General features: G+C 70.9%; 26 protein-coding genes and 1 pseudogene. 10 read left to right on the forward strand and 17 right to left on the reverse strand.

Annotated features, from left to right (window positions below; translation table 11 throughout):
• Window positions 1–2: 2 nt before the first annotated feature.
• On the reverse strand, window positions 3–674 hold the full coding sequence (locus GVL05_RS06990) for an SDR family oxidoreductase (RefSeq protein WP_159572491.1): 672 nt from the start codon (window positions 672–674) through the stop codon (window positions 3–5).
• Window positions 671–1,069 carry a cupin domain-containing protein gene (locus tag GVL05_RS06995; RefSeq protein WP_159572493.1) on the reverse strand — a complete coding sequence of 133 codons (399 nt, stop codon included), beginning with the start codon at window positions 1,067–1,069 and terminating at the stop codon, window positions 671–673. Before GVL05_RS06995 ends, GVL05_RS06990 begins: the two co-directional genes overlap by 4 nt.
• 109 nt (window positions 1,070–1,178) lie before the next feature.
• On the opposite strand from GVL05_RS06995, the gene GVL05_RS07000 reads away from it, so the two are divergent.
• Window positions 1,179–2,342 (forward strand): sorbosone dehydrogenase family protein, encoded by a 1,164-nt coding sequence (locus GVL05_RS07000; protein WP_235035890.1) that lies wholly within the window; start codon window positions 1,179–1,181, stop codon window positions 2,340–2,342.
• A gap of 63 nt (window positions 2,343–2,405) precedes the next feature.
• The gene (locus GVL05_RS07005; protein WP_123937069.1) at window positions 2,406–3,293 is read left to right on the forward strand and encodes a helix-turn-helix transcriptional regulator; all 888 of its coding nucleotides are present in this window, start codon (window positions 2,406–2,408) and stop codon (window positions 3,291–3,293) included.
• A gap of 18 nt (window positions 3,294–3,311) precedes the next feature.
• On the opposite strand, the gene GVL05_RS07010 is transcribed toward GVL05_RS07005, so the two are convergent.
• Genes GVL05_RS07010 through GVL05_RS07025 form a run of 4 tightly spaced genes read right to left on the reverse strand, consistent with a single transcriptional unit; the run spans window position 3,312 to window position 7,306 of the window.
• The gene (locus tag GVL05_RS07010; protein ID WP_131877841.1) at window positions 3,312–4,286 is read right to left on the reverse strand and encodes a S1C family serine protease; all 975 of its coding nucleotides are present in this window, start codon (window positions 4,284–4,286) and stop codon (window positions 3,312–3,314) included.
• Window positions 4,287–4,302: 16 nt separating this feature from the next.
• The gene (locus GVL05_RS07015) at window positions 4,303–5,298 is read right to left on the reverse strand and encodes a VWA domain-containing protein (protein ID WP_123311449.1); all 996 of its coding nucleotides are present in this window, start codon (window positions 5,296–5,298) and stop codon (window positions 4,303–4,305) included.
• Complete coding sequence (locus tag GVL05_RS07020; RefSeq protein ID WP_133938153.1) at window positions 5,295–6,209, reverse strand: DUF58 domain-containing protein; 915 nt, start codon at window positions 6,207–6,209, stop codon at window positions 5,295–5,297. Before GVL05_RS07020 ends, GVL05_RS07015 begins: the two co-directional genes overlap by 4 nt.
• The gene (locus tag GVL05_RS07025) at window positions 6,206–7,306 is read right to left on the reverse strand and encodes a MoxR family ATPase (protein ID WP_235035891.1); all 1,101 of its coding nucleotides are present in this window, start codon (window positions 7,304–7,306) and stop codon (window positions 6,206–6,208) included. Before GVL05_RS07025 ends, GVL05_RS07020 begins: the two co-directional genes overlap by 4 nt.
• 138 nt (window positions 7,307–7,444) lie before the next feature.
• On the opposite strand from GVL05_RS07025, the pseudogene GVL05_RS07030 reads away from it, so the two are divergent.
• Both GVL05_RS07030 and GVL05_RS07035 read left to right on the forward strand, forming a co-directional pair.
• A pseudogene (locus tag GVL05_RS07030) lies at window positions 7,445–8,134 on the forward strand (response regulator transcription factor); the annotation flags it as partial.
• A 101-nt stretch (window positions 8,135–8,235) separates the two neighbouring features.
• Window positions 8,236–9,501 carry a cell wall metabolism sensor histidine kinase WalK gene (locus tag GVL05_RS07035; protein WP_200849173.1) on the forward strand — a complete coding sequence of 422 codons (1,266 nt, stop codon included), beginning with the start codon at window positions 8,236–8,238 and terminating at the stop codon, window positions 9,499–9,501.
• Window positions 9,502–9,573: 72 nt separating this feature from the next.
• Here GVL05_RS07035 and GVL05_RS07040 read toward each other — a convergent pair whose 3' ends face one another.
• Window positions 9,574–10,458, reverse strand: coding sequence for an aldo/keto reductase (locus GVL05_RS07040; RefSeq protein ID WP_131920877.1), 885 nt, complete (start codon window positions 10,456–10,458; stop codon window positions 9,574–9,576).
• A gap of 86 nt (window positions 10,459–10,544) precedes the next feature.
• Here GVL05_RS07040 and GVL05_RS07045 point away from each other — a divergent pair, with 86 nt between their 5' ends.
• The 4 genes from GVL05_RS07045 (at window position 10,545) to GVL05_RS07060 (ending at window position 13,326) form a co-directional block, all read left to right on the forward strand.
• A complete protein-coding gene (locus tag GVL05_RS07045) occupies window positions 10,545–11,417 on the forward strand; it encodes a helix-turn-helix transcriptional regulator (RefSeq protein WP_159572499.1) in 873 nt (290 codons plus the stop codon).
• Window positions 11,414–11,617: a hypothetical protein gene (locus tag GVL05_RS07050; protein WP_159572501.1), complete on the forward strand. Its 204-nt coding sequence runs from the start codon at window positions 11,414–11,416 to the stop codon at window positions 11,615–11,617. Before GVL05_RS07045 ends, GVL05_RS07050 begins: the two co-directional genes overlap by 4 nt.
• 570 nt (window positions 11,618–12,187) lie before the next feature.
• Window positions 12,188–12,619, forward strand: a complete 432-nt coding sequence (locus GVL05_RS07055; RefSeq protein WP_159572503.1) for a hypothetical protein — start codon at window positions 12,188–12,190, stop codon at window positions 12,617–12,619.
• Window positions 12,620–12,696: 77 nt separating this feature from the next.
• The gene (locus GVL05_RS07060; protein ID WP_159572505.1) at window positions 12,697–13,326 is read left to right on the forward strand and encodes a hypothetical protein; all 630 of its coding nucleotides are present in this window, start codon (window positions 12,697–12,699) and stop codon (window positions 13,324–13,326) included.
• Window positions 13,327–13,409: 83 nt separating this feature from the next.
• Here GVL05_RS07060 and GVL05_RS07065 read toward each other — a convergent pair whose 3' ends face one another.
• Entirely contained in the window at window positions 13,410–14,156 is a 747-nt protein-coding gene (locus tag GVL05_RS07065) for an SDR family oxidoreductase (protein WP_159572507.1), read from the reverse strand.
• The gene (locus tag GVL05_RS07070) at window positions 14,153–15,169 is read right to left on the reverse strand and encodes an aldo/keto reductase (protein ID WP_123292981.1); all 1,017 of its coding nucleotides are present in this window, start codon (window positions 15,167–15,169) and stop codon (window positions 14,153–14,155) included. The genes GVL05_RS07065 and GVL05_RS07070 overlap by 4 nt, the downstream gene beginning before the upstream one ends.
• Before the next feature lie 123 nt (window positions 15,170–15,292).
• On the opposite strand from GVL05_RS07070, the gene GVL05_RS07075 reads away from it, so the two are divergent.
• Window positions 15,293–15,991 carry a carboxymuconolactone decarboxylase family protein gene (locus GVL05_RS07075; protein ID WP_159572509.1) on the forward strand — a complete coding sequence of 233 codons (699 nt, stop codon included), beginning with the start codon at window positions 15,293–15,295 and terminating at the stop codon, window positions 15,989–15,991.
• 16 nt (window positions 15,992–16,007) lie between these two features.
• On the opposite strand, the gene GVL05_RS07080 is transcribed toward GVL05_RS07075, so the two are convergent.
• Window positions 16,008–16,979, reverse strand: a complete 972-nt coding sequence (locus tag GVL05_RS07080; protein ID WP_159572511.1) for an NAD(P)-dependent oxidoreductase — start codon at window positions 16,977–16,979, stop codon at window positions 16,008–16,010.
• Window positions 16,979–17,467: a DUF4126 family protein gene (locus tag GVL05_RS07085; RefSeq protein ID WP_111083622.1), complete on the reverse strand. Its 489-nt coding sequence runs from the start codon at window positions 17,465–17,467 to the stop codon at window positions 16,979–16,981. Before GVL05_RS07085 ends, GVL05_RS07080 begins: the two co-directional genes overlap by 1 nt.
• Before the next feature lie 107 nt (window positions 17,468–17,574).
• On the opposite strand from GVL05_RS07085, the gene GVL05_RS07090 reads away from it, so the two are divergent.
• The gene (locus GVL05_RS07090) at window positions 17,575–18,225 is read left to right on the forward strand and encodes an SDR family oxidoreductase (RefSeq protein WP_123292977.1); all 651 of its coding nucleotides are present in this window, start codon (window positions 17,575–17,577) and stop codon (window positions 18,223–18,225) included.
• Between the two features lie 64 nt (window positions 18,226–18,289).
• On the opposite strand, the gene GVL05_RS07095 is transcribed toward GVL05_RS07090, so the two are convergent.
• The 6 genes from GVL05_RS07095 to GVL05_RS07120 form a co-directional block, all read right to left on the reverse strand.
• Window positions 18,290–19,303: a matrixin family metalloprotease gene (locus GVL05_RS07095; RefSeq protein WP_159572513.1), complete on the reverse strand. Its 1,014-nt coding sequence runs from the start codon at window positions 19,301–19,303 to the stop codon at window positions 18,290–18,292.
• 125 nt (window positions 19,304–19,428) lie between these two features.
• Window positions 19,429–20,520, reverse strand: coding sequence for an acyl-CoA desaturase (locus tag GVL05_RS07100; RefSeq protein WP_123937079.1), 1,092 nt, complete (start codon window positions 20,518–20,520; stop codon window positions 19,429–19,431).
• A gap of 96 nt (window positions 20,521–20,616) precedes the next feature.
• The gene (locus GVL05_RS07105) at window positions 20,617–21,333 is read right to left on the reverse strand and encodes a GAF and ANTAR domain-containing protein (RefSeq protein ID WP_123339354.1); all 717 of its coding nucleotides are present in this window, start codon (window positions 21,331–21,333) and stop codon (window positions 20,617–20,619) included.
• A gap of 12 nt (window positions 21,334–21,345) precedes the next feature.
• Window positions 21,346–22,044, reverse strand: a complete 699-nt coding sequence (locus tag GVL05_RS07110; protein WP_131845127.1) for a GAF and ANTAR domain-containing protein — start codon at window positions 22,042–22,044, stop codon at window positions 21,346–21,348.
• Window positions 22,045–22,162: 118 nt separating this feature from the next.
• On the reverse strand, window positions 22,163–22,621 hold the full coding sequence (locus tag GVL05_RS07115) for a hypothetical protein (protein WP_123339352.1): 459 nt from the start codon (window positions 22,619–22,621) through the stop codon (window positions 22,163–22,165).
• A 150-nt stretch (window positions 22,622–22,771) separates the two neighbouring features.
• Window positions 22,772–23,473 carry an SDR family oxidoreductase gene (locus tag GVL05_RS07120; RefSeq protein ID WP_159572515.1) on the reverse strand — a complete coding sequence of 234 codons (702 nt, stop codon included), beginning with the start codon at window positions 23,471–23,473 and terminating at the stop codon, window positions 22,772–22,774.
• Window positions 23,474–23,540: the final 67 nt, after the last annotated feature.

Below are 23,540 nucleotides of genomic sequence, written 5' to 3' on the forward strand. Positions count from 1 at the left end.
GCTCAAGCGGGGTCGGGCAGCGCCTCCGCGTACGTGCGGAACTCGCCGCGCTCCGAGTGGATGGCCCACAGACGATCCGCGATGGACTCGCCGGAGTGCTCCGGCTGCCCGTCGTCGATGCCGAACGGGATGATGAGCTGACCGACGTGGACCTGCTCGTCGCGCACGGCGTCGTGCAGGAGCTGGGCGTAGGCGCTCTCGGCAGCGAAGGCGACCGAGGTGCCGGTGACCCGGGCGCCGGGACGCACCGCACTGCCGCCGTTCACGTACAGGATCGTGCCGTGGCCGATCGCGCGCATGCCGGGCAGCACCTGGCGGACCGCGTTGACCGAGCCGTAGACCGAGAACTCGATCGGGCCGACCAGGTCGTCGGCGGTGGTCTCGAGCACCGGACGCATGTACTCCTTGGCGGGGAGCGGGCTGTACTGCAGCACCTCGATGGGGCCGAGCTGCTCGGTCGCACGCTCGAGGGCGCTGCGGAGCGAATCGCCGTCACGGACGTTCGCGGCGAACCCGGCGGCCGTGATGCCCTGCTCGCGCAGCGACGCGGCGAGGCCGTCCAGGCGGTCCTGGTTGCGGGAGACGAGGGCGATCGAGAAGCCCTCGCGGCCGAAGCGCTCGGCGACGGCGAGACCGAGGCCCTTGCCGGCCCCGATGATGGCGATGGTGGTCATGCGGAGTACTCCTCGTCGGTGACGTGCTCGAGCCAGGTGGTGGTGGTCGCCGGGTCGTCGGCGAGGTCGAGCATCGCGAGGTGCTCCATGTAGTCCGTCGGGGTCGCACCGTGCCAGTGCTCCTCACCCGCAGGCGTGTAGACGATCTGGCCCGGCTGGACCTCGATCACGCCGCCGTCGCGGGTGCCCATGCGCGCGACGCCCTCGGTGACGTGCAGGGTCTGGCCGTTGGCGTGCGAGTGCCAGGCGGTGCGGGCGCCGGGCAGGAACCGGACCTTCGCGACGGTCATCGACTGGCCGGCTTCCTTCGGGCTGGCGATGGCGTCGAGGTACACGTCGCCGGTGAACTGCGCGGCCGGGTTCTTGACGGTCGGCTGCTTCGGTTGGATCTCCATGGCCCCGACGGTAGGCCGATGTGCGCACCGGAGGGAGGTGCCGGCCGTACCCCTCAGCCGTTTCCCGAACACGACGTGTGTGATCGACGCACGATCCGGGAGGACCACCGTGGACAGCAGCGAACACCCGACCCAGCAGCCGAGCCCGACCCGCACCCGACGCGGCTGGTCCGCTGCGGGCATCGCCGCCGTGGCCGCCCTCGCCCTGAGCGGCTGCGCCGATGCCGCACCGGACGACGACCGCGGCTCGTCGGCGAGCGCCCGCGCCACCGCCCCCGCCGACCTGCCCACCGGGCAGGTCGCGCTCGACGGCGACACCAGCGACGTGGTCACCGGACTCGAAGCACCGTGGTCGGTCGTCCGCACCGGCGACGACGGCGACGCCCTGGTCAGCGAACGCGACTCCGCGAAGGTCCTCGAGCTGCAGGACGACGGCACGACGCGCGAGGTCGGCACCGTCGACGGCGTCAGCCACGGCGGCGAGGGCGGCCTGCTCGGGCTGGCCCTGCACGACGACGACCTGTTCGTGTACTCGACGGCCGACGACGGCAACCGGATCCAGCGGTTCGAACTGACGGGCAGCGCCGGGTCGTGGGCGCTCGGTGACGCCACGACGATCATCGACGGGCTGCCGTCGAACACGTTCCACGACGGCGGCCGCATCGCGTTCGGCCCCGACGACATGCTCTACGCCAGCGTCGGGGACGCCGGCACGAGCAGTGACGCGCAGGACGAGGACTCGCTCGCGGGCAAGATCCTGCGGCTCACCCCGGACGGCGACGTACCGGACGACAACCCGTTCGACGGGTCACCCGTCTGGAGCCTCGGGCACCGCAACGTGCAGGGGTTGGGATGGTCATCGGACGGCACGATGTTCGCGTCGGAGTTCGGCGAGAACACCCTCGACGAGCTGAACGTGATCGAGGCGGGCGAGAACTACGGCTGGCCCGAGGTCGAGGGTGAGGGCGGCGAGGACCAGGGCTTCGTCGACCCGGTGCAGCAGTGGTCGACGGACGAGGCGTCCCCGAGCGGCCTGACGGTCGTCGACGACACCGTGTTCGTGGCCAACCTGCGCGGCGAGGTGCTCCGGGCGATCCCGGCGGACGACCCGGGGACGTCGACCGAGTACTTCCCGGGCGACTTCGGCCGGATCCGAACCGTGCTCGAGGGGCCGGCGGACACCCTCTGGTTCGTCACGAACAACACCGACGGCCGTGGTGACCCCGCAGCGGGGGACGATCGCATCGTCTCGGTCCCGCTCACGCGGTCGTGACGACCCCACAGGGGTTCCGGCAGCCCCTCGCTCGCACGCTGTCCAGCCGGTTACCGTGACGGCATGAACCACCGCGACGAAGCCCGCGACTTCCTGTCCAGCCGTCGCGCCCGCATCACCCCCGAGCAAGCCGGGGTGGAGACGTTCGGCACCCGCCGTCGGGTCACCGGGCTCCGGCGCGAAGAGGTCGCACGGCTGGCCGGCGTCAGCATCGACTACTACACGCGGCTGGAGCGGGGGAACCTGCAGGGCGTCTCGGACAGCGTGCTCGAGGCCGTCGCCGGTGCACTGCAGCTCGACGCCGCCGAGCTCGAGCACCTGCGCGACCTGTCCCGGCACCAGAACGCGACACCGCGGCGCGCGGGCAAGGTGGTGCCGGTGGCCGCAGTCCGCCCGGAGCTGCAGTACCTGCTCGACGTCATCACCGATGCGCCGGCGATGATCATCAACAACCGGCAGGACATCGTCGCCGCGAACGCGCTCGGCTACGCGATGCACTCCGACCTGGTGGCGGCACCGGCCCGGCCGATGAACTTCTCGCGCTTCATCTTCCTCGACCCGCAGGCCCGGAACTTCTACCAGGACTGGCAGCGGGCGGCGCACACGAACGTCGCGATCCTGCGGCGCGAGGCCGGCCGTACACCGAACGACCGCGACCTCGCAGCACTCATCGGCGAGCTGTCGATGCGGAGCGACGACTTCCGCGCCCTGTGGGCGGCGCACGACGTCCGCCGCCACTACGCCGGCGTGAAATCCTTCCGGCACGCTGTCGTCGGTCCGCTCGAGCTGCACTTCCAGACGCTCGAACTCGCCGAGGACCCCGGGCTCGCGCTCACGATCTACCCGGCGACCCCGGGCAGCCCGACCGCCGATGCGCTCCGCCTGCTCGCATCGTGGGCGGCGACGGAGCAGATCGCGGAACGTGCGCGCAGCGCGGTCAGCCCCGGATGAGCGGTGCCCCGCGGAGCGTCAGCCCCGGATGATGTCGTCCGCGATCCGTGCGGCGTCGTCGATGGGCACCGCGAAGCCGATGCCGATGTTGCCGGAGGAGTAGCCGAGTGTCGCGATCGACGTGTTCACCCCCACGACGCGGCCGTCGAGCCCGACGAGCGGCCCGCCGGAGTTGCCGGGGTTGATCGACGCGTCGGTCTGCACGAGCGGCTGCGCCGATCGCTGCGAGGTCCGTTCGAGGGCGCTGATGATGCCCGAGGTGACGGTGCCGTTCAGGCCGAGCGGGGACCCGACCGCGATGACGGACTCGCCGATCCGCAGGTCGGCGCTGCGTCCGAGGTCGGCTGCGGGCACGGTCAGGCCGGTCGCCTCGATGACCGCGATGTCGCTGTCCTCGTCGCTGCCGACGACCCGGCCGTCGGTGCTGGTGCCGTCGGGCAGTACGAGCCGGACGGCCGACGATCCGTCGACGACGTGGTGGTTCGTCATGACGTGTCCGGCGTCGTCGATGACGAAGCCGGAGCCGCTCCCGCCGGTCGTGCGGACCTGCACGACGCTCTGCAGCATCCGCTGGGCGGCGTCCTCGGCGTCGGTCGCAGTACCGCCGGACGAGCCGGACGTCCCCGACGAGCCGGACGTACCGGACTGCTGCCGACCGGCCACCGGGGCGCTGACCGGGGAGTCCGGGGTGACGAGCAGGGCGCCGGTGACCCCCGCGGTGCCGCCGAGGACGAGCGCGGCGACGAGGACGGTCGCGGTCCGGCCGCCGCCCCGCCGCTCGCGGCGCGGTGCCGGCTCGTCGAACTCGGACCGGCGGGTGGCCGGGTCCGGTGGGGGGCCCTGGACGGGCGTGGGGACGGACGGGAGGCCCGTTGCGAGCTGGTCCCGGGCCTCCCGTCCGCCGTCTGGTCGCGCAGATCGCTCGGGCGGTGCGCCGGTGGACCAGTGCTGTGGACCTGCGGGCCGGCCGATGCCGGGAGGGGTGTCACTCATGGTCGTGTCCTCGTGTTCAGACGATGCGGGCGAACCAGCGGAGGGAGAGCGCGCCGGCGGTGAGGGCGAGGAGCATGCCGAGCAGGGCGAGCCACGGCGTGATCTCGACGGGTTCCTCGTGCCAACCGATCGACGAGCCGATGTCCTGGTAGACCTCGCGGAGTTCGTCGGTGCTGGACGCCCGGTAGAACCGTCCGTCGGTCTCGTCCGCGAGCTGGCGGAGGGAGGTCTCGTCGACGGGGACGGCCTGCTGCGTCCCCCAGAGGTTCGCGACCCCGGAATCGGTGCCGTAGGCGATGGTGGAGACGGGCATGCCGGCTTCGCGAGCTGCTTCGGCGGCCGCGGCGGGTTCGCGCCCGGTGGTGTTCGCGCCGTCGGAGAGCAGCACGAGTCGCGCCGGGATGCGCTCCGGTTCCCCGGACCCGCCGGGGGTCGGGGACGGCGACGCCGAGCCGGTGGCACCCTCGTCACTGAGGCGGTCGACCTCGCCGACCGCCTCGAAGACGGCCTCGCCGATCGCCGTCCCACCGCCGCCGTCGTCCATGCCGGCGATGGCCTCCCGGACCGCTTCGTGGTCGCGGGTGGCCGGAGCCAGGACGTCCGCGCCGCCGGCGAAGGCGATCGCCCCGACGTTGAACGTCTCCGGCATCTCGGCGACGAAGGACTCGGCGGCGGACTTGGCGGCCTCGAGCCGGTTCGGGTCGACGTCGTCGGCCTGCATCGAGCCGGACGTGTCGATCGCGACGATGACCGTGGCACGCTCGTACGGCACCCGGACGTCGATCTCGGGGCGCGCACCGGCGAAGCCGAGGGCGGTCAGGCCGACCAGGACGAGCGCCGCGGGCAGGTGCCGACGCCACCGGGGCTGCTTCGGGACGAGCTTGTCGAGCATCGGCAGGGTCGCGAAGCGCACGGCGTACCGCCGGCGTCGGCGCTGGACGAGCAGGTACGCGACGGCGAGCGCCGCCACCGGCACCAGGGCGAGCAGGAACCAGGGTGTGAGGAAGGTCATCGGGTCCTCCGTGCCGATCGGGCGGGCGTGCGGTGCCGGCGGTGGATGAAGCGGGTGAGTTCGCGGCCGAGGTCATCGTCGGTGCGCAGGACCAGGTGGTCGGCCCCGGCGGCGCGGACGGCGGTGGCGGTGGCCGCGCGGTGGGCGGCTGCTCCGGCGGCGTAAGCGGTGCGGAGTGCCCGGTCCGAGGTGGCGACGACGCGCTGGGCGCCGGACTCCGGGTCGACGAAGACGACGTCGCCGACGTCGGGCAGGTCGAGTTCGCGGGGGTCGAGCACCTCGACGACGATGACCTCGTGGCGTGCCGACAGCCGACGCAGGGCGGGCTCCCACGGCAGCCGCGCGCTGTCGGTCGCCGGCTGGTCGAGCAGGTCACTGATGACGACCCGCAGACCGCGGCGGGGCGCCTGGGCGGCGAACACGCGGAGCGCTGCGGACAGGTCGGTCGTCGGGACGCCGTCGCGGGGGCCTGGATCGGCACGGAGCACGCGGCGGGCGGTGGTGCGACCGGCGCGCGGAGGGGTCCAGCGGATCCCCTCGGTGCCGACGACGCCGAGTCCCACCCGGTCACCCGCGCCGGTGGTGAGCAGGCCGATCGCCGCCGCCGTCCAGGTGGCGACGTCGGCCTTCTCACGGTCGGTGGTGCCGAAGGCCATGCTCGGCGAACGGTCGACCAGCACCCACGTCTCGAGCGCGTGCTCAGCGCGGGTGAGCCAGACGTACGGTTCGCCGGCGCGAGCCGTGGCGTTCCAGTCGATCCGGCGGACGTCGTGCCCGGGCTGGTAGCGCACGAGTTCCTCGGGGTCGCTGCCCGTGCCGAGGGACAGGCCCTGGTGGTCGCCGTGCACCGTGCCGTCGACGCGGCGCCGGACGGTGAGCTCGAGGCGGCGGAGCCGTGCGTCGTCGCTCACGGGGTCGCCTCGTACGGGGTGGAAGCGGCCGCGGCGGGGGACTGCGCAGCTGGGGGGTACTGCGTGTCACCGCCCGCCGCGACCGCGCTCGGGTCCTCGGACGACGCGATCCGAGGCTGCGGGACGGCCGCGAGCACGGCCTCCACAGCGGTCCTGGGGTCGACGCCGTCGGCGACGGCGTCGAAGGTGAGCACGAGGCGGTGCGCGAGCACGTCGGAGGCGACGTCCGCGATGTCACCGGGCAGCACGTAGTCGCGGCCCCGGAGGAGCGCGAGCGCACGGGCCGCGGCGACCAGGCCGAGCGACCCGCGGGCACTGACGCCGTACTCGAGCACTCCGTCGAGGGTGTGCACGCCGTACCGGTGCGGGTGGCGGGTCGCCATCACGAGCTGCACGGCGTACATGGCGACCGCGTGGTGCACGAAGACCTGCTCGGCTTCGGCCTGCAGCCGGACGATGTCGGGCACCGTCAGGATCTGCTGCGCGCGTGGCCGGTCGGCGCTCATCCGCTGCACGATGGTCAGCTCCCCGAGCTCGTGGGCATGGTCGACGTCGACCTTGAGCAGGAAGCGGTCGCGCTGCGCTTCGGGGAGCGCGTACACGCCGTCGTTCTCGATCGGGTTCTGGGTGGCGAGCACGATGAAGGGGTCGGGGAGCCGGTGGGTCTGCCCACCGATCGAGACCTGCTGCTCGGCCATCGCCTCGAGCAGCGCCGACTGCACCTTGGCGGGAGCGCGGTTGATCTCGTCCGCGAGCACGAGGTTGGCGAACACCGGTCCGGGTTCGACGTCGAAGGTCTCGGTGGACGGCCGCCAGACCCGCGTGCCGACGATGTCGGACGGCATCAGGTCGGGGGTGAACTGCAGGCGGACGAAGTCCCCGCCGACGACGGTGGCCAGGGTGCGCACCGCGAGGGTCTTCGCGACGCCGGGGACGCCCTCGAGCAGCACGTGGCCCCGGGCGAGCAGCCCGATCATCATCCGTTCGACCATGGCGTCCTGGCCGACGACCACGTGCTTGACCTCGAACAGTGCGCGTTCGAGGACGGCTGACGCGGACGGCATCGTGAACGGGTCGGCGTGGGCGGCTTCGGTCATGGTGTCCTCCTGTCGTTCGGGTGCGTCCCACTCCAGTCGCCAGGGGCGAAAACGACGGGAAGCCGGATCGAAACCGGACCGAAAAGGGGGAACGGACAGTACCTGTCAGTCGCCCAGCCGCCCTGGTTACCGTGAGGCATGCGCGTGCTGATGGTGGAGGACGAAGCCGGTCTGGTGACCGCGTTGCGCGTCGCCCTGCAGCGTGAGGGGTACGCGGTCGACGCCGCCGGCACGCTCGGGGACGCCCGCGCGAAGCTCGCCGTCACGCACTACGACATCGTCCTGCTCGACGTGAACCTGCCGGACGGGGACGGCTTCGAGCTCGCCGGCGAGCTCCGGTCGACCGGCGAACCCGGTGGGTCCGGTGGGTCCGGTGGCCCCGGCCCACGGATCCTCATGCTCACCGCCCGCGGCCAGCTGCGCGATCGGGTCCGCGGGCTCGACCTCGGTGCCGACGACTACCTTGTGAAACCGTTCGCGCTCGTCGAGCTCACCGCCCGGATGCGCGCACTCACCCGGCGCTCGGGCGAGGCCGCGTCCTCCGTGCTCGTCGACGGCCCGATCGTCGTCGACACCGCGCGGCAGCTCGCGCGCCGTGGCGACCGCGAACTCGCGCTGACCCTGAAGGAGTTCGGGGTGCTCCGGTACCTGCTCGGCCGTGTCGGCTACGTGGTGTCGGCAGAGGAACTGCTCGAGCACGTGTGGGACGAGAACGCCGACCCGTTCACGCAGACCGTCCGGGTCACGGTGGGCACGCTCCGCCGGAAGCTCAGCGTCGCAGACGAAGAGCCGGCGATCGAGACCGTCGTCGGCCGCGGGTACCGGCTCCGGGAACTCACCGAGGACGGCACCGGGGACTCGTCGACGCTCGGAGCGCCAGCCGCGCCGGTACGGGCGGTCGGCGCGGCCGGCGCTGCCGGCGCTGCGTCGTGAGCGCGCTCGACCGCGCCAGGCGCGAGGTCGGCCACCGCCGGTTCCTCCGCCTGCCGGCCTGGGCACGCACGATCCGGATGCGCCTGACCCTGACGTACAGCGCCGTCCTGTTCGGGATCACCGCACTCGCCCTCGCCGCCGTCTACGTCGCCCTGTCGAGCACGGTCAGCGCCGAGCCCCTCAACCCCGTCACGGTGAAGAAGTTCTACAAGGCCGCCGACGGCACGATCGTCTACAAGCCCGGCGAGCAGTTCCAGGTCGCCGACCTCGAGACGGTGCAGCGCGCCGTCAACTACACGTCCCTGCAGTCGCTGCAGCAGTACTCGATCATCGCCCTCGTCGTGATGTTCGTCCTGAGCCTGGCGATCGGCTGGTGGGTCGCCGGCCGCGCGCTCCGCCCCGTCGGTGCGATCACCCGGGCGACGCAGGAGATCACCGCGACCGACCTGTCACGCCGCATCGACGCGTCAGGACCTCCCGACGAGCTGCACACCCTCGCCGACACCATCGACGGGATGCTCGACCGGCTCGACCGCGCGTTCCGGGCCGAACGGATGCTCGTCGAGGACGTCTCCCACGAACTGCGGAACCCCGTCGCCGTCGTGCAGTCGAACGTCGAGGCCGTCCTCGCCGACGACGCCGCCACCCCGGCCGAACGGCAGGCGTCAGCCGACGTCGTGCTGCAGTCCACCCGGCGGATGAGCCGCCTGCTCGAGGACCTGCTCGCGACCGCCCGCACCCGGTCCGAGGCCTTCACCGACCGCGACGTCGACGTCGCGCGGCTGGCCGCGTCCGCTGCTGCGGAGTACGGGATCCTGGCGAGCCGCCGCGACCTCACGATCCGCGAGCGGATCCACGGTGGCCCGGTGGTGTTCGCCGATCCCGACGCCCTGTCGCGCGCACTCGGCAACCTGCTCTCGAACGCCGTCCGGCTCGCACCCGTCGGCTCCACCGTGACGATCGGCGTCGGGAGCGTCCGTGGGTGGGCGTGGCTCGCGGTGCATGACGAGGGCCCCGGCATCGCCGACGATGCCCGGCCACGGGTGTTCGACCGCTTCTACCGGGAGTCCTCGGACGCCTCCACCGGCAGCGGCCTCGGGCTGTCGATCGCGCGCCAGATCGTGGAGAGCCACGAGGGCCGCCTCCGCCTCGAGAGTCGCGGCTCCGACGGGTCGACCTTCGTCATCTGGTTGCCGGAGCGCGCCGTGCCGGGCGCCCCGACGAGGACGGACGAGCCGCCGGACGGCGACCCGCTCGCCTGAGAGCCGACCCCGTGACGGCCAGGAGGCCCGTGGCGGCGCCGCCACGGGCCTCCTGGCCGTCTCCTGGTCGCGTCAGGCCTCCGGGATCACCCGCTCGAAGCGGCTCGTGTCCGCACCGTCGGGGTCCGGGCCGTTCCGGCGGCCCGTGTCGAGCGCGTCCAGGGCCCTGAGGTCGTCGTCGGACAGCACGAAGTCGAAGACGTCGAAGTTCTCCGCGATCCGTCCGGGGTTCGTCGACTTCGGGATCGCGTTCCGCCCCTGCTGCACGTGCCAGCGGAGCATCACCTGAGCCGGCGTCTTGCCGTGCGTCTGGGCGATGGTCCGGATCGTCGGGTCGTCCATCACGCTGACCCGCTCGTCACCCCAGCCCGGGTAGAAGGTGATCCCGCCGATGGGGGACCACGCCTGGTCGAGGACCCCGTGCTCCGCGTCGGCGCGCTGCACGTCCGGCTGCGTGAAGTACGGGTGCAGCTCGACCTGGTTGAGCGCCGGGATGACGTCGGTCGCGTCGAGCAGCGACTGCAGGTGGTGCGGCATGAAGTTGCTCACGCCGATCGCTCCGACCCGACCGTCGGCGTACAGCGTCTCGAGCGCCTTGTACGCCTGCACCGTCCGTTCGAAGCGGTCCGGCGCGGGCTGGTGCAGGATCAGCACGTCGACGCGGTCGAACCCGAGCTTGCCGGTGGCCTTCTCGAACGCGTGCAGGGTCTCGTCGTAGCCGTAGTCGGAGACCCAGATCTTCGTCTCGACCACGATCTCGTCGCGGTCGACGCCGGAGGCGCGGATGCCCTCGCCGACCTCGCGTTCGTTGCCGTACGCGGCGGCGGTGTCGATGTGGCGGTACCCGGTCTCCAGTGCCGTGCGGACCGCGTCCACGGTCTCGTCGGGTGCGCTCTGGAACACGCCGAAGCCGATCGCGGGGATCTCGAGTCCGTTGTTGAGGGTGAGTGTGTCCATGCCCACGACGCTAGGCCGGTGCCCCTGACCCTGACGGGTACCAGCAACCCCTTCTTCCCCGTCCGGCACCGTCCTACCGTGGACGCATGGACACCAAGAGCGAAGTGCGCGACTTCCTCCGCACCCGCCGCGAGCGCGTCACGCCGCAGCAGGTCGGGCTGCCCGACTTCGGTGGCGCCCGACGGGTCAAGGGTCTCCGCCGCGAGGAGCTCGCGCTCATCGCCGGCATGAGCGTCGACTACTACATCCGCCTCGAGCGCGGGAACCTCACCGGCGTCTCGGAGAGCGTGCTCGAGTCACTGTCGCGCGCGTTGCGCCTCGACGACGCCGAGCACGCGCACCTGTTCGACCTGGCCCGCGTGCAGAACGCCTCGGCGACCACGCGGCGGAAGCCCCCGACGTCGAAGGTCCGACCGAACGTGCAGCGCATGCTCGACGGCATGACCATGCCCGCGTGGGTGCGCAACGGCCGCTCGGACTTCCTGGCCGGCAACGCCCTGGCACGTGCGTTGTACTCGCCGCTGTTCCTCGACCCCGCCGGCACCCCGAACACCGCCCGCTTCGCGTTCCTCGACCCACGCGGTCAAGAGTTCTGGCGCGACTGGGACGTCGTCGCGAGCGACATGGTGGCCGTGCTCCGTGCCGAGGCCGCCCGGTCACCGTACGACAAGGGACTGACCGACCTGATCGGCGAGCTCTCCACCCGCAGCGAGGAGTTCCGGCAGCGCTGGGCAGCGCACGGCGTCATGCGGCACCTGAACGGCTCGAAGCGGGTGCACCACCCCGAGGTCGGCGACCTCGACCTGACGTACGAGACGATGGAGCTCGCGACCGACACCGGTCTGACGCTCATCGCCTACGGCACCGAGCCGGGCTCACCGTCCGAGGAACGCCTGCAGCTGCTCGCGAACCTCGTCGCCACAACGGCCGTGGCCGTCCCGGAACCGGAGGACGCATGAGCGAGACCGAGTCCGTCCCGACGACCGCAGCCGCTGCACCGCTCGGGTTCCTCGGCCGGTTGCGGTTCCGCTGGCGCGCGGAGCAGGAGATCCACGACGTGACCCGCAACCGTGCGCTCGAGGAGCGGGTGCGTGCCGAGGCCGCCGTGCGGCTCGCGCCCGGCCCGTGGCACCTCGGCGAGCTGTTCCGACGTCGCTGACGCGACGGCAGGGCGACCGCCCAGGGTGTTCAGCACTCCCGCGCGGTCGGCCTCACGGCCGTCGCCAAGGTTGTCTCTGCACCCAGAAGAAGAACGCAGCGGTTGCCGCCACCCCGGAGATCGTCGCAAGCACCGGATTCCCTACCGAACTGCTGATCCCGCTGACGATCACTCCTACGAAGAACGCCCAGAGATACGGCGACCTCCAACCGGTGCGCACTCTGGACTTAGCCGGCTTCACCACTTCTGCCCTCTTCCTGGTTCAGTTCTCGAATACCGATTCGTAGCGCCTGCAGCGCTGTGCGATGTCGGCTCCACTGACGCGACTGCGACACAGCCACGATTTCCGCCGGGAGCCCATCGTTCTGCGCAAAGCGCAGAAGCATAGAACGAGCCGGTGTGGTCCTGGTCGGATCGTTCCGCCCTCGTGCGCTGCCTACTTCCACCATCAGGTCCCCTAGATCTCGTAGAGCGACATCACGATCTTCCGATATCACCGATGTGCGCCAGTGTATCCCATACTCTCCGGCAGTATGTCAGTCTTGGCTCGACATCGAAGGAGAACATCCAATGAAGCGCAGACTCTCCATTGCGGGGTCGGTAGTGGTCATGGCCGTGCTCGCCACGGGAATGGCCACCCCTGCCCACGCTGCCGCGAGCTACGAAGTTTCGGTCATTCCCAAAACCACCCCGGGTGGAGTCTCATGGGGGAGACCCACCTCACCGAAGACAACATCGGTCAAGTTCTACTCACGAGCCTCCGCCCAGATGAAGAAGATCTCGACCCGAGCGATCGTCAAGCAGTATCCGCAGAACAAACTGCTCTACGACACCACTCGCGCCTCAACGAACTCGAACATCAATTCCCTGACCTACGCCGTTCCCGCGTCCCTGCAATCGGGTACCGGATTCAATGCGTCGATGACGTCGAAGTTCACGAAGAAGTCGGGCGCTGTGGCCACGAGATCCACTTCGAAGAAGTGGATCACACCCAAGGTGTGACACGCGTCGGGCGCGCTCCGAATCCCAGTACGGCGCGCGCCCGCGCGTTCTTGTCCACCCTCACTGCACTGTCGATCTTGAACGCCGCGACGGCATGTACGAAAGTGCCAGGGGACACAGTCATTGAGAGCATCGAATACGAAACGTCGGCGAGTTCAAGCTTCTCGAACCCCAACCCAGCTCGGTTCGAGCTTGATGCGGAATCCGGTTTGACGGCATACATCAGGGTCGATGCCGACGGGCTCGGAGTTCTCCAGTTCCAGACACTCGTCACGGTGGACGGGAAGTATGCGGGACGGGCCCGCGAAATCGCTCGCCGCCCCGGAAACGTTGTGGACGTTCAGGTGAAAGCAAGAAACCTGCACAACAGGAGCGGCCTGGCAAGTGTTTACTTCATCTATGAAGATGGAAGTGGAGTATCGATGACTCCCGTGGTCGCCGTTCCGTTGCGCGTCGGCACCGTGTTCAACACAGACGGCTGCGCCAGCGAAGCCAGGCATCCGAACTTCGTCGCAGTGGACGTGAACACAAGGAATCCCGCCGAGACCTCCTGCCGCCTCATTTCATCCGAACCCGATGCGCAACAGGTCGATGTGTTCCGGGAAGAGTTTTCGAACACCGTTCCCATTTCACTCCCACTGAGCTCGTACGAGGCCTCAGAGCTCTCGGGGAACAATTACCCAGCTAGCCTCGAAGACCGTTCGTAAGCGAAGTGTGGGTGCCGCACTCGGACGGGAGGCCCGTGGCTAGCTGGCCACAGGCCTCCCGTCTGCCACTCGGTCGTGTCCGGTCAGCCGCGTGCGTCCGCAAGGTCCTGACGGACCGCCGCGGGTTCCGCATCGAGCGGCTGGTTCTCCTGGTCGCGGATGCCGTCGACACCCGTGTCCGGGTCGAGCGCCGCGAACAGCGGCCCGAGGGCGGCCTGCTCCGGACCGCGCTCGGCGACGAGTTCGAGCGTCCGGCCGACCGCGGTCTCCGCGGTCAGGGCGTCGACCAGGACCCGCGCGATCTGCCGTCGGGCGATCACCCCGTCCGCCGGGCTGCCCGCATGACGGGTGTCGCCCTGCAAGAACGTGACCTCGAGCTGGTGCGGGCCGTTCATGTCGAACCACGACGGCCGGACGATCGTGTACGCGTTGCCGGAGGCGCGCACGAGTCGTTCGCCGCGGCGCTTCCAGTCGTGCGTCGTGCCGCGTCGCGTGACCCCGATGCTCGTCATCAGCGCGATGCGCACCGGGCGACCGTCGAGCGCGATCAGGACGTTCCTGACCGCGCCGTAGTCGACCGCCTCGGCGTCGCTGCCGTAGGCCGCACCGTGGGTGAACACCACGGCGTCGATGCCGGCCACCGCGTCGCGAAGGGAGTCCGCGCGGGTGAGGTCGCCGACCACGACCTCGGCAGCCGGATCGAGCCGACCGTCCCGCGACCCATCACGCACGAGGGCACGGGTGGTGTGCTCCTGGCGCACCGACTCCGCGACGACGAGGCGACCGACGCTGCCGGTCGCCCCGACGACGAGGACCGTCAGGCCGTTCACCGGCGACGTGCGGCGGGCACCAGGGTGTGCTGCCCGTAGCTGTTGTCGTCGGGGTTGATCGTCACGCCCGGTGCGACGAGCTCGTCGATGCGGTCCAGGACCTCGTCGCTGAGCACGCGGTCGGCGGCGGGGAGCTGCGACTCGAGCTGCTCCATGGTTCGCGGGCCGATGATCGCGCTCGTGACGCCGGGGTGCCGGATCACCCACGCCAGCGACATCTCGATGAGGGACATGTCCTGCGACTCGGCCAGGAGTGCGAGTTCCTCGACGATGTCGAGCTTCCGCTGGTTCGCGGGCGTCGACATGTCGAACCGGGCCGCGGGGCGGTGCTTCGCCGTCGGGGTCCCGGGAGCGTCCTTGCGCCAGCGGCCACTGAGCCAGCCGCCGCCGAGCGGGCTGTAGACGAGGGTGCCCATGCCGTAGCGCTGCGTGGTCGGCAGGACGTCCTCCTCGATGCCACGCACCAGGATCGAGTACGGCGGCTGCTCGGTGCGGAAGCGCTCCAGGCCACGGCGCTCCGAGGTCCACTGGGCCTCGACGATCTCGGCGCCCGAGTACGACGACGATCCGATGTTCCGGACCTTGCCCTGGCGGACCAGGTCGGTCAGGGCGCCCAGGGTCTCCTCGACGTCCGTCGTCGGGGACGGACGGTGCACCTGGTACAGGTCGATGTGGTCGGTGCCGAGGCGGCGCAGGGAGTTCTCGACCTCCTGCATGATCCAGCGGCGCGAGCCCCCGGAGCGGTTCGGGCCCTCACCCATCGGCATGAAGAACTTGGTGGCGAGCACGACGTCGTCACGGCGGTCCTTGATGGCCTTGCCGACGATCTCCTCGGAGACGCCGTCCGAGTAGGCGTCGGCGGTGTCGACGAAGTTGATGCCCGCGTCGAGGGCACGGTGGATGATCCGGATCGAGTCGTCGACGTCGGCGTTCGCCCACGGGCCGAACATCATGGTGCCCAGAGCGAGCGGGCTCACCTCGACGCCGGTGCGTCCGAGCTGGCGGTACTCCATGGTTTCCTCTCCGTGCCCGCGGGTCTCGCCGGGCACGGCTGCCACGCTAGGCCGGTCACCCACGGTGAAAGGGGGGAGGCCCTTACCTCCCTCGGTCGGCGGGGCGGTCGTAGCGTCGGGGACATGACGTTCGCCGAGACCGACCCCGAGTTCGCCCAGTACCACGCCGACTTCGTGGACGAGACGCTGCAGCACGCGTCGCTCAGCAGCCACGACCGCGCGGTCGTGCAGCTCGGCGCGATGATCGCCGCCGGCGCGCAGACCGCCTTCCGACAGCTGCTCGGCACCGCGCTCGACGGCTCGCTGACCCCGGTCGAGGCGCAGGAGATCGGGTACCAGGCCGTCGCCTACGTCGGGTCCGCACGCGCCTCGGACTTCCTCACGATCACGAACGACCTGCTGATCGCGCGCGGTGTCGAGCTGCCGCTCCCGGGCCAGTCGACGACCACCCCCGACCACCGACTCGATCGGGGCCGTGCGGTCCAGAGCGCCGTCGTCGGCGCCGGACGTGTCGACGCGATGTACGAGAACGCGGCCGACGACACCGTGCACTTCCAGCGGTTCCTGTCCGGCAACTGCTTCGGCGACACCGTCGGACGGGACGGGCTCGACCTGCCGACGCGTGAGCTGCTGACGTTCGCGGTCCTCGTCGCGCTCGGCGGTGCGGACGCGCAGGTCACGGGACACGTCGCGGGCAACCTGCACGTCGGGAACACCCGGCAGCAACTGCTCGACGTGCTCACCGTCCTGGTGCCGGTGATCGGCTACCCGCGGACGCTCAACGGGCTCGCCGCCGTGAACGAGGGCGCGCCCGCCGCCTGAGGTCGCGGCCGGTCCGTCAGACGACGAGGGGGCCGGCGACCTCGAGCTGGTCGTGGTCGACCTGCCAGCGGATAGCGTCGAGCACCGTCTGTTCGGCGGTGAACCCGGGCGCGTGACCGAGCAGACGGCGGGCCTTCTCGACGCTGAACACCTGACTGCGTGACAGGTGCTCCCAGCTGGCGCCAGCGTGCTCTGGAGTCGTGGTCTCGCGGAAGCGGTCCCAGCTGACGGGCTCGAGCCGGGCCTCCTGGCCGAACCACGACGCTGCCAGGTGGGCGTACCCACGCGCGGTGAGCGCCGTCGGGGCCGTGATGAAGAAGTCCTCGCCGACCGCCGCCTCGCGGCGTTCGACGGCGAGCTGGAAGGCTTGCGCGACGTCGTCCGCGTGCACGTGGGCCATGGTCTCGGCGCCGAGACCGGGGACCTCGATCGCCTCGCCGGCGGACAACCTCGTCAGCACCGACGGGTCGAGGTTGCCGAGCGGACCGATCGGCATCCAGCCCGGACCGCTGATGTGACCCGGGTGCAGCGTCGTCGTCGCCAAACCCCCTGACGCGGTTTCTTCCTTGAGCATCCGGGCAATCGCATCCTTCTGCACGCCGTAGTCGCCGAAGGGCGGCGTGAAGTCGTCCTCGGTGATCGGCAGCACACGGGATGCACCCGCGCGCCAGATCGAGCCGCAGTGCACGAGGTGCGTGCCCGTGCCGCGGAGCGCTTCGACGAGGGCGGCGGCTGACGACTCGGTGAAGCAGACCAGGTCGACGACGGCATCGGCGTCGAGCGCAGCGATCCGCGTTCCGAACGTGCCGTCGCGGTCCTCCTGCTCACGGTCCGCGGTGACGCGTTCGACCCGCTGCCACTCGGGGGAGTCGGCGTAGGGGGTGCTGGTGCCGCGGCTGATGGCGACGACCTCGTGACCGGCGCGGACGAGGCGGGGGACGAGGAACGTGCCGATGTGGCCGGTGGCTCCGATGACGACGACGCGCATCAGTCGGCGGTGATGACCTTCACGGAGCCGGCGATGGTCGCGGCGTCCTCGGCGAGCGCCACGACCGGGTCGGGCAGGCGGGTGGTGGCACCGACGAGCTTGCGGGCACCCCACCCGACGAACGACCCGACGATCGCACCGACGCCGCCGAGGATCGCGCCCTCGATGCGCAGGTCGCGCTTGCCGGTCGTGCCGAGTGCCGCGCCGACGAGCGCGCCGGACCCGATGCGGCCGATCAGGCCGGCGGGGGAGATGCGGTTCGGGGTCATCGGCAGCTTGTCGCCGATGAGTTCACCGACGGCCGAGGCGACGAGCAGCCCGCGGCCGAGCGGGGTGCTGAAGACCTTCCAGTCCTGCCACGACCCCTTCAACGAGGACCGGTCGTGGTTCAGCGCCAGCACCGCGAGTGGGGTGGCACTGCGGCCGCCGCTCAGGATGCCGAGCACCAGGGTGCGGACCAGGGTGTGCTGCTCGTGCTGCTTGCTCATCGTGTCTCCAGTCGTGATCAGGTCCGACCGTACGCACGCGGGCCGCGAGCGCTCCGAGGGTCCTCACGGACTGCGGGTACTGAGCCGGCCCGAGTAGCGTCCGCCGCATGAGCAACGTCATCGTCTTCGGCGGCCACGGCAAGGTCGCACTCCTCACCACCCGCATCCTCAGCGACCGCGGCCACTCGGTCACCTCGGTCATCCGCGACGCGGACCAGTCCGACGAGATCCGTGCCCACGGCGGCGAACCCCGTGTCGCGGACATCCAGCAGCAGTCCCTGACCGACTTCGCGGAGCTCGTCCACGGCCACGACGCCGTCGTGTGGTCGGCCGGTGCCGGCGGCGGGTCCGTCGACCGCACCTGGGCGATCGACCGCGACGCCGCGATCCTGTCGGTGCAGGGTGCGAAGCAGGCCGGCGTCGACCGCTACGTCATGGTGTCGTGGTCCGGGTCGCAGCTCGACCACGGGGTACCGCAGGACAACGACTTCTTCGCCTACGCGCAGTCGAAGGCGATCGCCGACGCCGTGGTGCGCGACTCCGGTCTGCAGTGGACCATCGTGGCGCCGAGCACCCTGACGGACGACGACGCCACCGGTTCGGTCGACTGGGCGGGCTCGTCGAGCGACGTGCCGCGCGGCGACGTCGCACACGTGATCGCCGACGTGCTCGAGACCCCCGGCACGGCGGGCAACACCATCCGGTTCAACTCGGGATCGACCCCGATCGCGGACTTCCTGCGCGCCGACGCCGTCTGACGACGGGGCGCGGTCTGACGACGCCGACGCGGTCTGACGACGGGGCGCGGCCCGCGGCCGCGCTTCAGTAGATCGCTGCGATGCCGGTCATGTCGCCGAGCCCGAGCGTGCGTGAGCCGGTGTCGCAGTACCCGCCGGACGGCTCCATGACCTGACCGGTCCCGGTCTTCACGTGGCCGAGTCCGTACAGGTGTCCCCACTCGTGGGTGGCGACGGCCTGGGTGTCGAACCGTGCGCCCGAGCAGGTGGTCGTCGAGCTCCACTTGTAGCTGGTGGCGTACCGCTGGTCGGACTCCTTCGCGACGCCGTTGCCGTCGTACCAGACGCACGTCACGCCGAGGGTGCCAGAGGGCAGCTTGCCCCATCCGACGACGCTGTAGCCGTTGCTCTTCGAGCAGCCGCCCTTGTCGGTGAGCCCGGGCACCTGGGTCGCCAGGCGCACGTAGGAGTTCCGGGCCGACGAGGTCACCGTGCGGTCGCACGACGCGATCGTGCCGGTCCACGCGTTCGCCGCCTTGCGCAGGGCGTCCTTGGCGTACGACGACTTCTGGCCGGACTCGTTGTAGTACCACTGCACCGTGCTCGACCAGCGGTAGGGGTTCCGTTCGTTGGCCGTGCTGGTGCACTTGGTGGTGGCCGCGGTCGTGGCGGCCGGCGCTGCGGGTGCGTCGGCGGCACCGCTGGCTGCCGCGCTCCTCGCCTGCTCGCGGCGCACGGCGGGCGCCGAACCGCTCCAGGTCTCGTCGATGCGGACCGCGACACCGCCGGTGCCGGTGTTCGCGATGACGACCTCCGCCAGCTCCGGAGCACCCGGCGCCGCCGAGCTGCTGGCCATGACGCTCTCACCGGGCGCCGGCACGGCGAACGTGCGGCCGTCCGGCAGCGCGACCGTGCCCGACGAGACCGTGCACCCCGACCGGAGCGTCTGCACCGAGAGCGTCCCCGTGGCGCAGCGGGTACCGGCCCCCGGCGTGGATGCCCCCGGCGTCGCCGCCTGCGCGGGTGCCGCCGTCGCGGTGAGGCCGACGACGAGTGCGATGACCGCTCCGGTGGTGAGCGTGTTCCTGACAGGACGCATGGTTGCCCTTCCCGCGGTGGGTCCCTGTGCCCGCCGTCCCTGATCGGGTCCATGCTCGCCGATGAGCCCCCGTCAGGTCCAGGGCTGCGCCAACAGGACAGGAAGCGCCCAGCCGTCGCGGTCGGTCAGCGCAGCCGCTCGACCATCGGACACGCGAACGGATCGCGAGCCGCCAGACCGACCTCGTTGAGGTAGCGGACCACGATGACGTAGGAGTGCACCAGCGTCGTCTCGGTGTACGGCACGTCCTGGTCCGCGCAGTACTTCCGGACCATGTCCCGGGCGGCCCGCAGGTTCGGTCGGGCCATGCTCGGGAACAGGTGGTGCTCGACCTGGTGGTTCAGGCCGCCCATGAAGTACTCGACCCAGGCGCCACCACCGATGTCGCGCGAGGTCAGGACCTGGCGCGAGAAGAAGTCCACGCGGCGGCCGGGTTCGATGACGGGCATGCCCTTGTGGTTCGGCGCGAACGCGATCCCCATGAGGAACCCGAACACGGCGAGCTGCACACCGAGGAACGCGAAGGCCAGGCCGACCGGCAGGAACCAGAACACGACACCCAGGTAGAGCACGAACCGGCCGACGAAGACCGATCCCTCGGCCCACCGCCGCTTCACCGGGCCACGGCTCGTGTACGTGCGGATCGACTGCCAGTGCAGGTTCACGCCCTCGACCAGGAGCATCGGGAAGAACGCGTACCCCTGCACGCGGACGAGCACACGCAGGAACCCGGTCCGGCTGGCAGCGTCTTCGGGTCGGAACGAGATCGCGTCGAACGAGATGTCGGGGTCCTTGCCGACGGTGTTCGGGTTGGCGTGGTGCCGGGTGTGCTTGTTCATCCACCACGCGTAGCTGATGCCGGTCAGGAACGTGCCGGCGTACCGGGCTGCTCGGTCGTTCCAGTGGTGCGACGCGAAGACCTGTCGGTGGGCGGCCTCGTGCGACAGGAACGCGAACTGCGTGAACAGTGCGCCCAGCACCCCGGCGACGATCAACTGGTACCAGGAGCCGCCGAGCACGGCGAACGCCCCGCCGGTGATGCCGAGCAGCGCAGCGAGCACTGCGATGAGGCCCCAGTACCAGCCCGTGCGGCGACCGAGCAGCCCAGCGGTGCGGACCTGCGCGAGCAGCGCGGTGTACGTCGAGGTGGTGTCGGTCCGAGGCGACCGTCGTTCGGTCTTCCGGTAGCCCGTCGGTACGACCAGTTCGTCGCCCATGCTTTCCTCCTGGATCCAGTGCTGCGCCTGCAACCGGGGTCCGGGGCTACGACTTGCTCGTGATCGTACGCCGGCCCGGACCGGGGACACACGGGATCAGGCGGGGAGGACCAGGCGGCGTTCGACGATGGCCCGGGCGACGTCGGCGAGGCGCTCCTGGTTCGACCGCGCGTACTGCCGCAGCAGTTCGAACGCCGCCTCGGTGTCGACCGAGTGCGTGTACGCCACGAAGCCCTTGGCCTGCTCGATCACGACCCGGCTGTCGAGGGCTCGCTGCAACTGCGCCTGCGTCAGCGCCGCGTGCTGCAGGGTCCGCTGCTGCAGGATGCTGATGGTCGCGACGTCGGTCAGGGCCTGAGCAGCCAAGGCATCGTCGCGGTTCAGCGCACCCTCGGTCTCGCGGAACAGGTTCAGCGACCCGAGCGTGGTGTCCCGCAACCGCATCGGGATCGCGTGCACCGACGCGTACCCCGACTCGGCGGACGCGGCGGCGAACGTCGGCCACCGGCGTTGCATCTCCGCCTGGTCGCTCACCGACACCGGACGACCGGTCGCGAAGCACTCCACGCACGGCCCTTCGCCGGCGTCGAGCTGCAGGAGTCCGACGAAGCTGGAACGCTCACTGGTCGACGCCACGACCTCGAGTTCCTGGTGCTGGTTGGCCAGCAGGATGCCGGCCGCCGAGGCGTCGAAGATGTCGACGACGCTGTCGACCAGGTTCTGCAGCAGGTCGACGACGTCGTACTCGTCGACGAGGGTGTCGGTCAGCGTGACGAAGGTGTCGATGAGCCGGCGCTCGCGGGTCGGTGCCATGGTGCGTGCTCCTCAGTTCTCGGAACCGTACGGCCGGGCGAGGTCGATGCGGCGAGCGATGACGTCGGTGGCGACGTCGCGGACGGTGCGTTCGGTGGCGAAGGCGTGCGCCTGCAGCACGAGGAGGGCGTCGGTGACGTCCACCCCGAGCTGTGCTGCGACCATGCCGGTCGCCTGGTGCACCTCTCGTCGGGAGTAGCGGCTGGTACCCATGTCGGCACGGCCGTCGGCGGCCGCAGCGAGCAGGGCACCACGGAGCACCCGACGGGCTGCGACCTCGGTGAGCTCCACGGCGCCGCGGATCTGCCCCACGGTCAGGGTGCGCTCGCTGTCCACGGAAAGGTCGACGGCGCCGACGGGGATCGTCCCGATGCGCATCGGGAACGAGAACACCGCCCCGACCCCGGCGCGCAGGAGTTCCTCGAGCGCGAGCGGCCAGTCGGTGTTCGTCGTGCCGGACAGGTCGGACTCCAGGACCGGGCGGCGGGTCGTCAGCGCCTGCCAGCACGGGCCCTCGCCGAGGTCGAACTGGATCTCGTCGATCCGCGCGGCGCGCGCGTCGCTCGCGCACACCGTCGCCGACCCGAGTGGGTTGCCGAGGGTGGAGATGCCGACCCCGGTCACGGGCAGCGTCGTCAGGAACGGCGGGCACATGTCGGTGCCGTCGGGTGCGGCCTGCAGTGCGGAGACTGCCGTCGTGAAGTCGTTCATCGCGAGGAAACCATCCGGGTCCGTGAACACGGGGCTGATCCGGTCCCCGCGTGCTGCAACGCTAGCGCAGTGCCCCGCTGGCGTCGCCCGCCGGGCACGTCGACCCGCGCGGACACGGTCAGCCCGCGCTGACGCGCGACGGCTCCGGCACGAAGTGGATCCGCTCCGCCGCTCGCGTGACCTCGCGGGCCCGGGCCGTGCGGTCGTCGAACTCGATGCGCGCTGCGTCACGGACCTGCTCCTTGTCGAACAACGACGCCCGGCTCACGACGTCGACGATCGTCGCCACCACCGTGGCGAGACCGCGTTCGAGCTGTCCGAGGTTCGTGTTGCCGATGACGAGACGACGGTCCTGCACGTCGAGCGTGACGTCGGGGTAGCCGGCCGTCACGAGCTGCGCGTGTCCGTCGGCACCGCGGAGGCCGGCCATCTCGGCTGCGTCGGGTCGGCGGTTGAACACCGCCGGGACGTCGTAGTACTTCGCCGCCGTGGGCTTGCCGAGCTCGGTGGGCAGGCCGGAGGCCACCACACTCGTGAGCGCGAGCGGCGTCGAGGCCGCCTCGGACTGGTCCGTCATGATGACTCCCTTGGCGGATCCCCGCGGGAGCTCGAGAGGATCTCGGACTCGGTACGGCGACACCGTGGCGTCAGTGTGGGACCCGCGGATGTGAGCACTCCCAGCCGCGGCCCGACGCCGGGGCTCCACCACGCCCCGGCGTCACCCTGCTCAGGCGAACTGCGCGTAGAACGCCGACGGGTCCTGCGACAGCGACGCCTTCACCGCGCTGCTCCACTCGTCGACGACGACCTCGGCCGCACCCCGCTCGACACCGTCCAGCGCGGCCCGCGCCACGTCGGCCGGGTCGACCTTCGGCCCCTCGTAGCCGTCCATCATGTCCGTGTCCGCCGCCCCGAGGTGCAGCCCCTGCACGCTGATCCCCTTGCCGGCGAGCTCCAACCGGACGGCGTTCGTCAGGTTCCACTCGGCGGCCTTCGCCGCCGCGTACGCGCCGGATCCCGGGTAGACGAACCAGGACAGTGCGGACAGGACGTTCACGATGCCGCCGCCGCCGTTCCGCTCGATCACCGGAGCGAACGCCCGGATCATCGCGAGGTTCCCCCAGTAGTGCGTGTCCATCTCGCGGCGCGCATCGGTCAGGTCGTCGGTGAGCAGCGAGCCCGTCGTCGAGATGCCCGCGTTGTTCACGAGCAGGGTGACGTCGCCGGCGGCTGCGGCCGCCGCCTCGACCGACGCCGGGTCGGTGATGTCGAGCGGCAGCGCCACGACGCCCTCGATGTCCACGAGCTCGGGTCGGCGTGCGGTCGCGTAGACCCTGGTGGCGCCGCGCTCCAGCAGCTGCAGGGCGAAGCGGCGTCCGATGCCCCGGTTCGAGCCGGTGACGAGTGCGACCGATCCAGCGATGTCCATGGTGTCTCCTCCTGCCGCGCGGGTCTCTCCCGCAGCGACTCGGTTACGCTAAGACCTCACATCCATG

Origin of the sequence: Curtobacterium sp. 18060 (assembly GCF_902706105.1) — a bacterium.
GTDB lineage: Bacteria > Actinomycetota > Actinomycetes > Actinomycetales > Microbacteriaceae > Curtobacterium.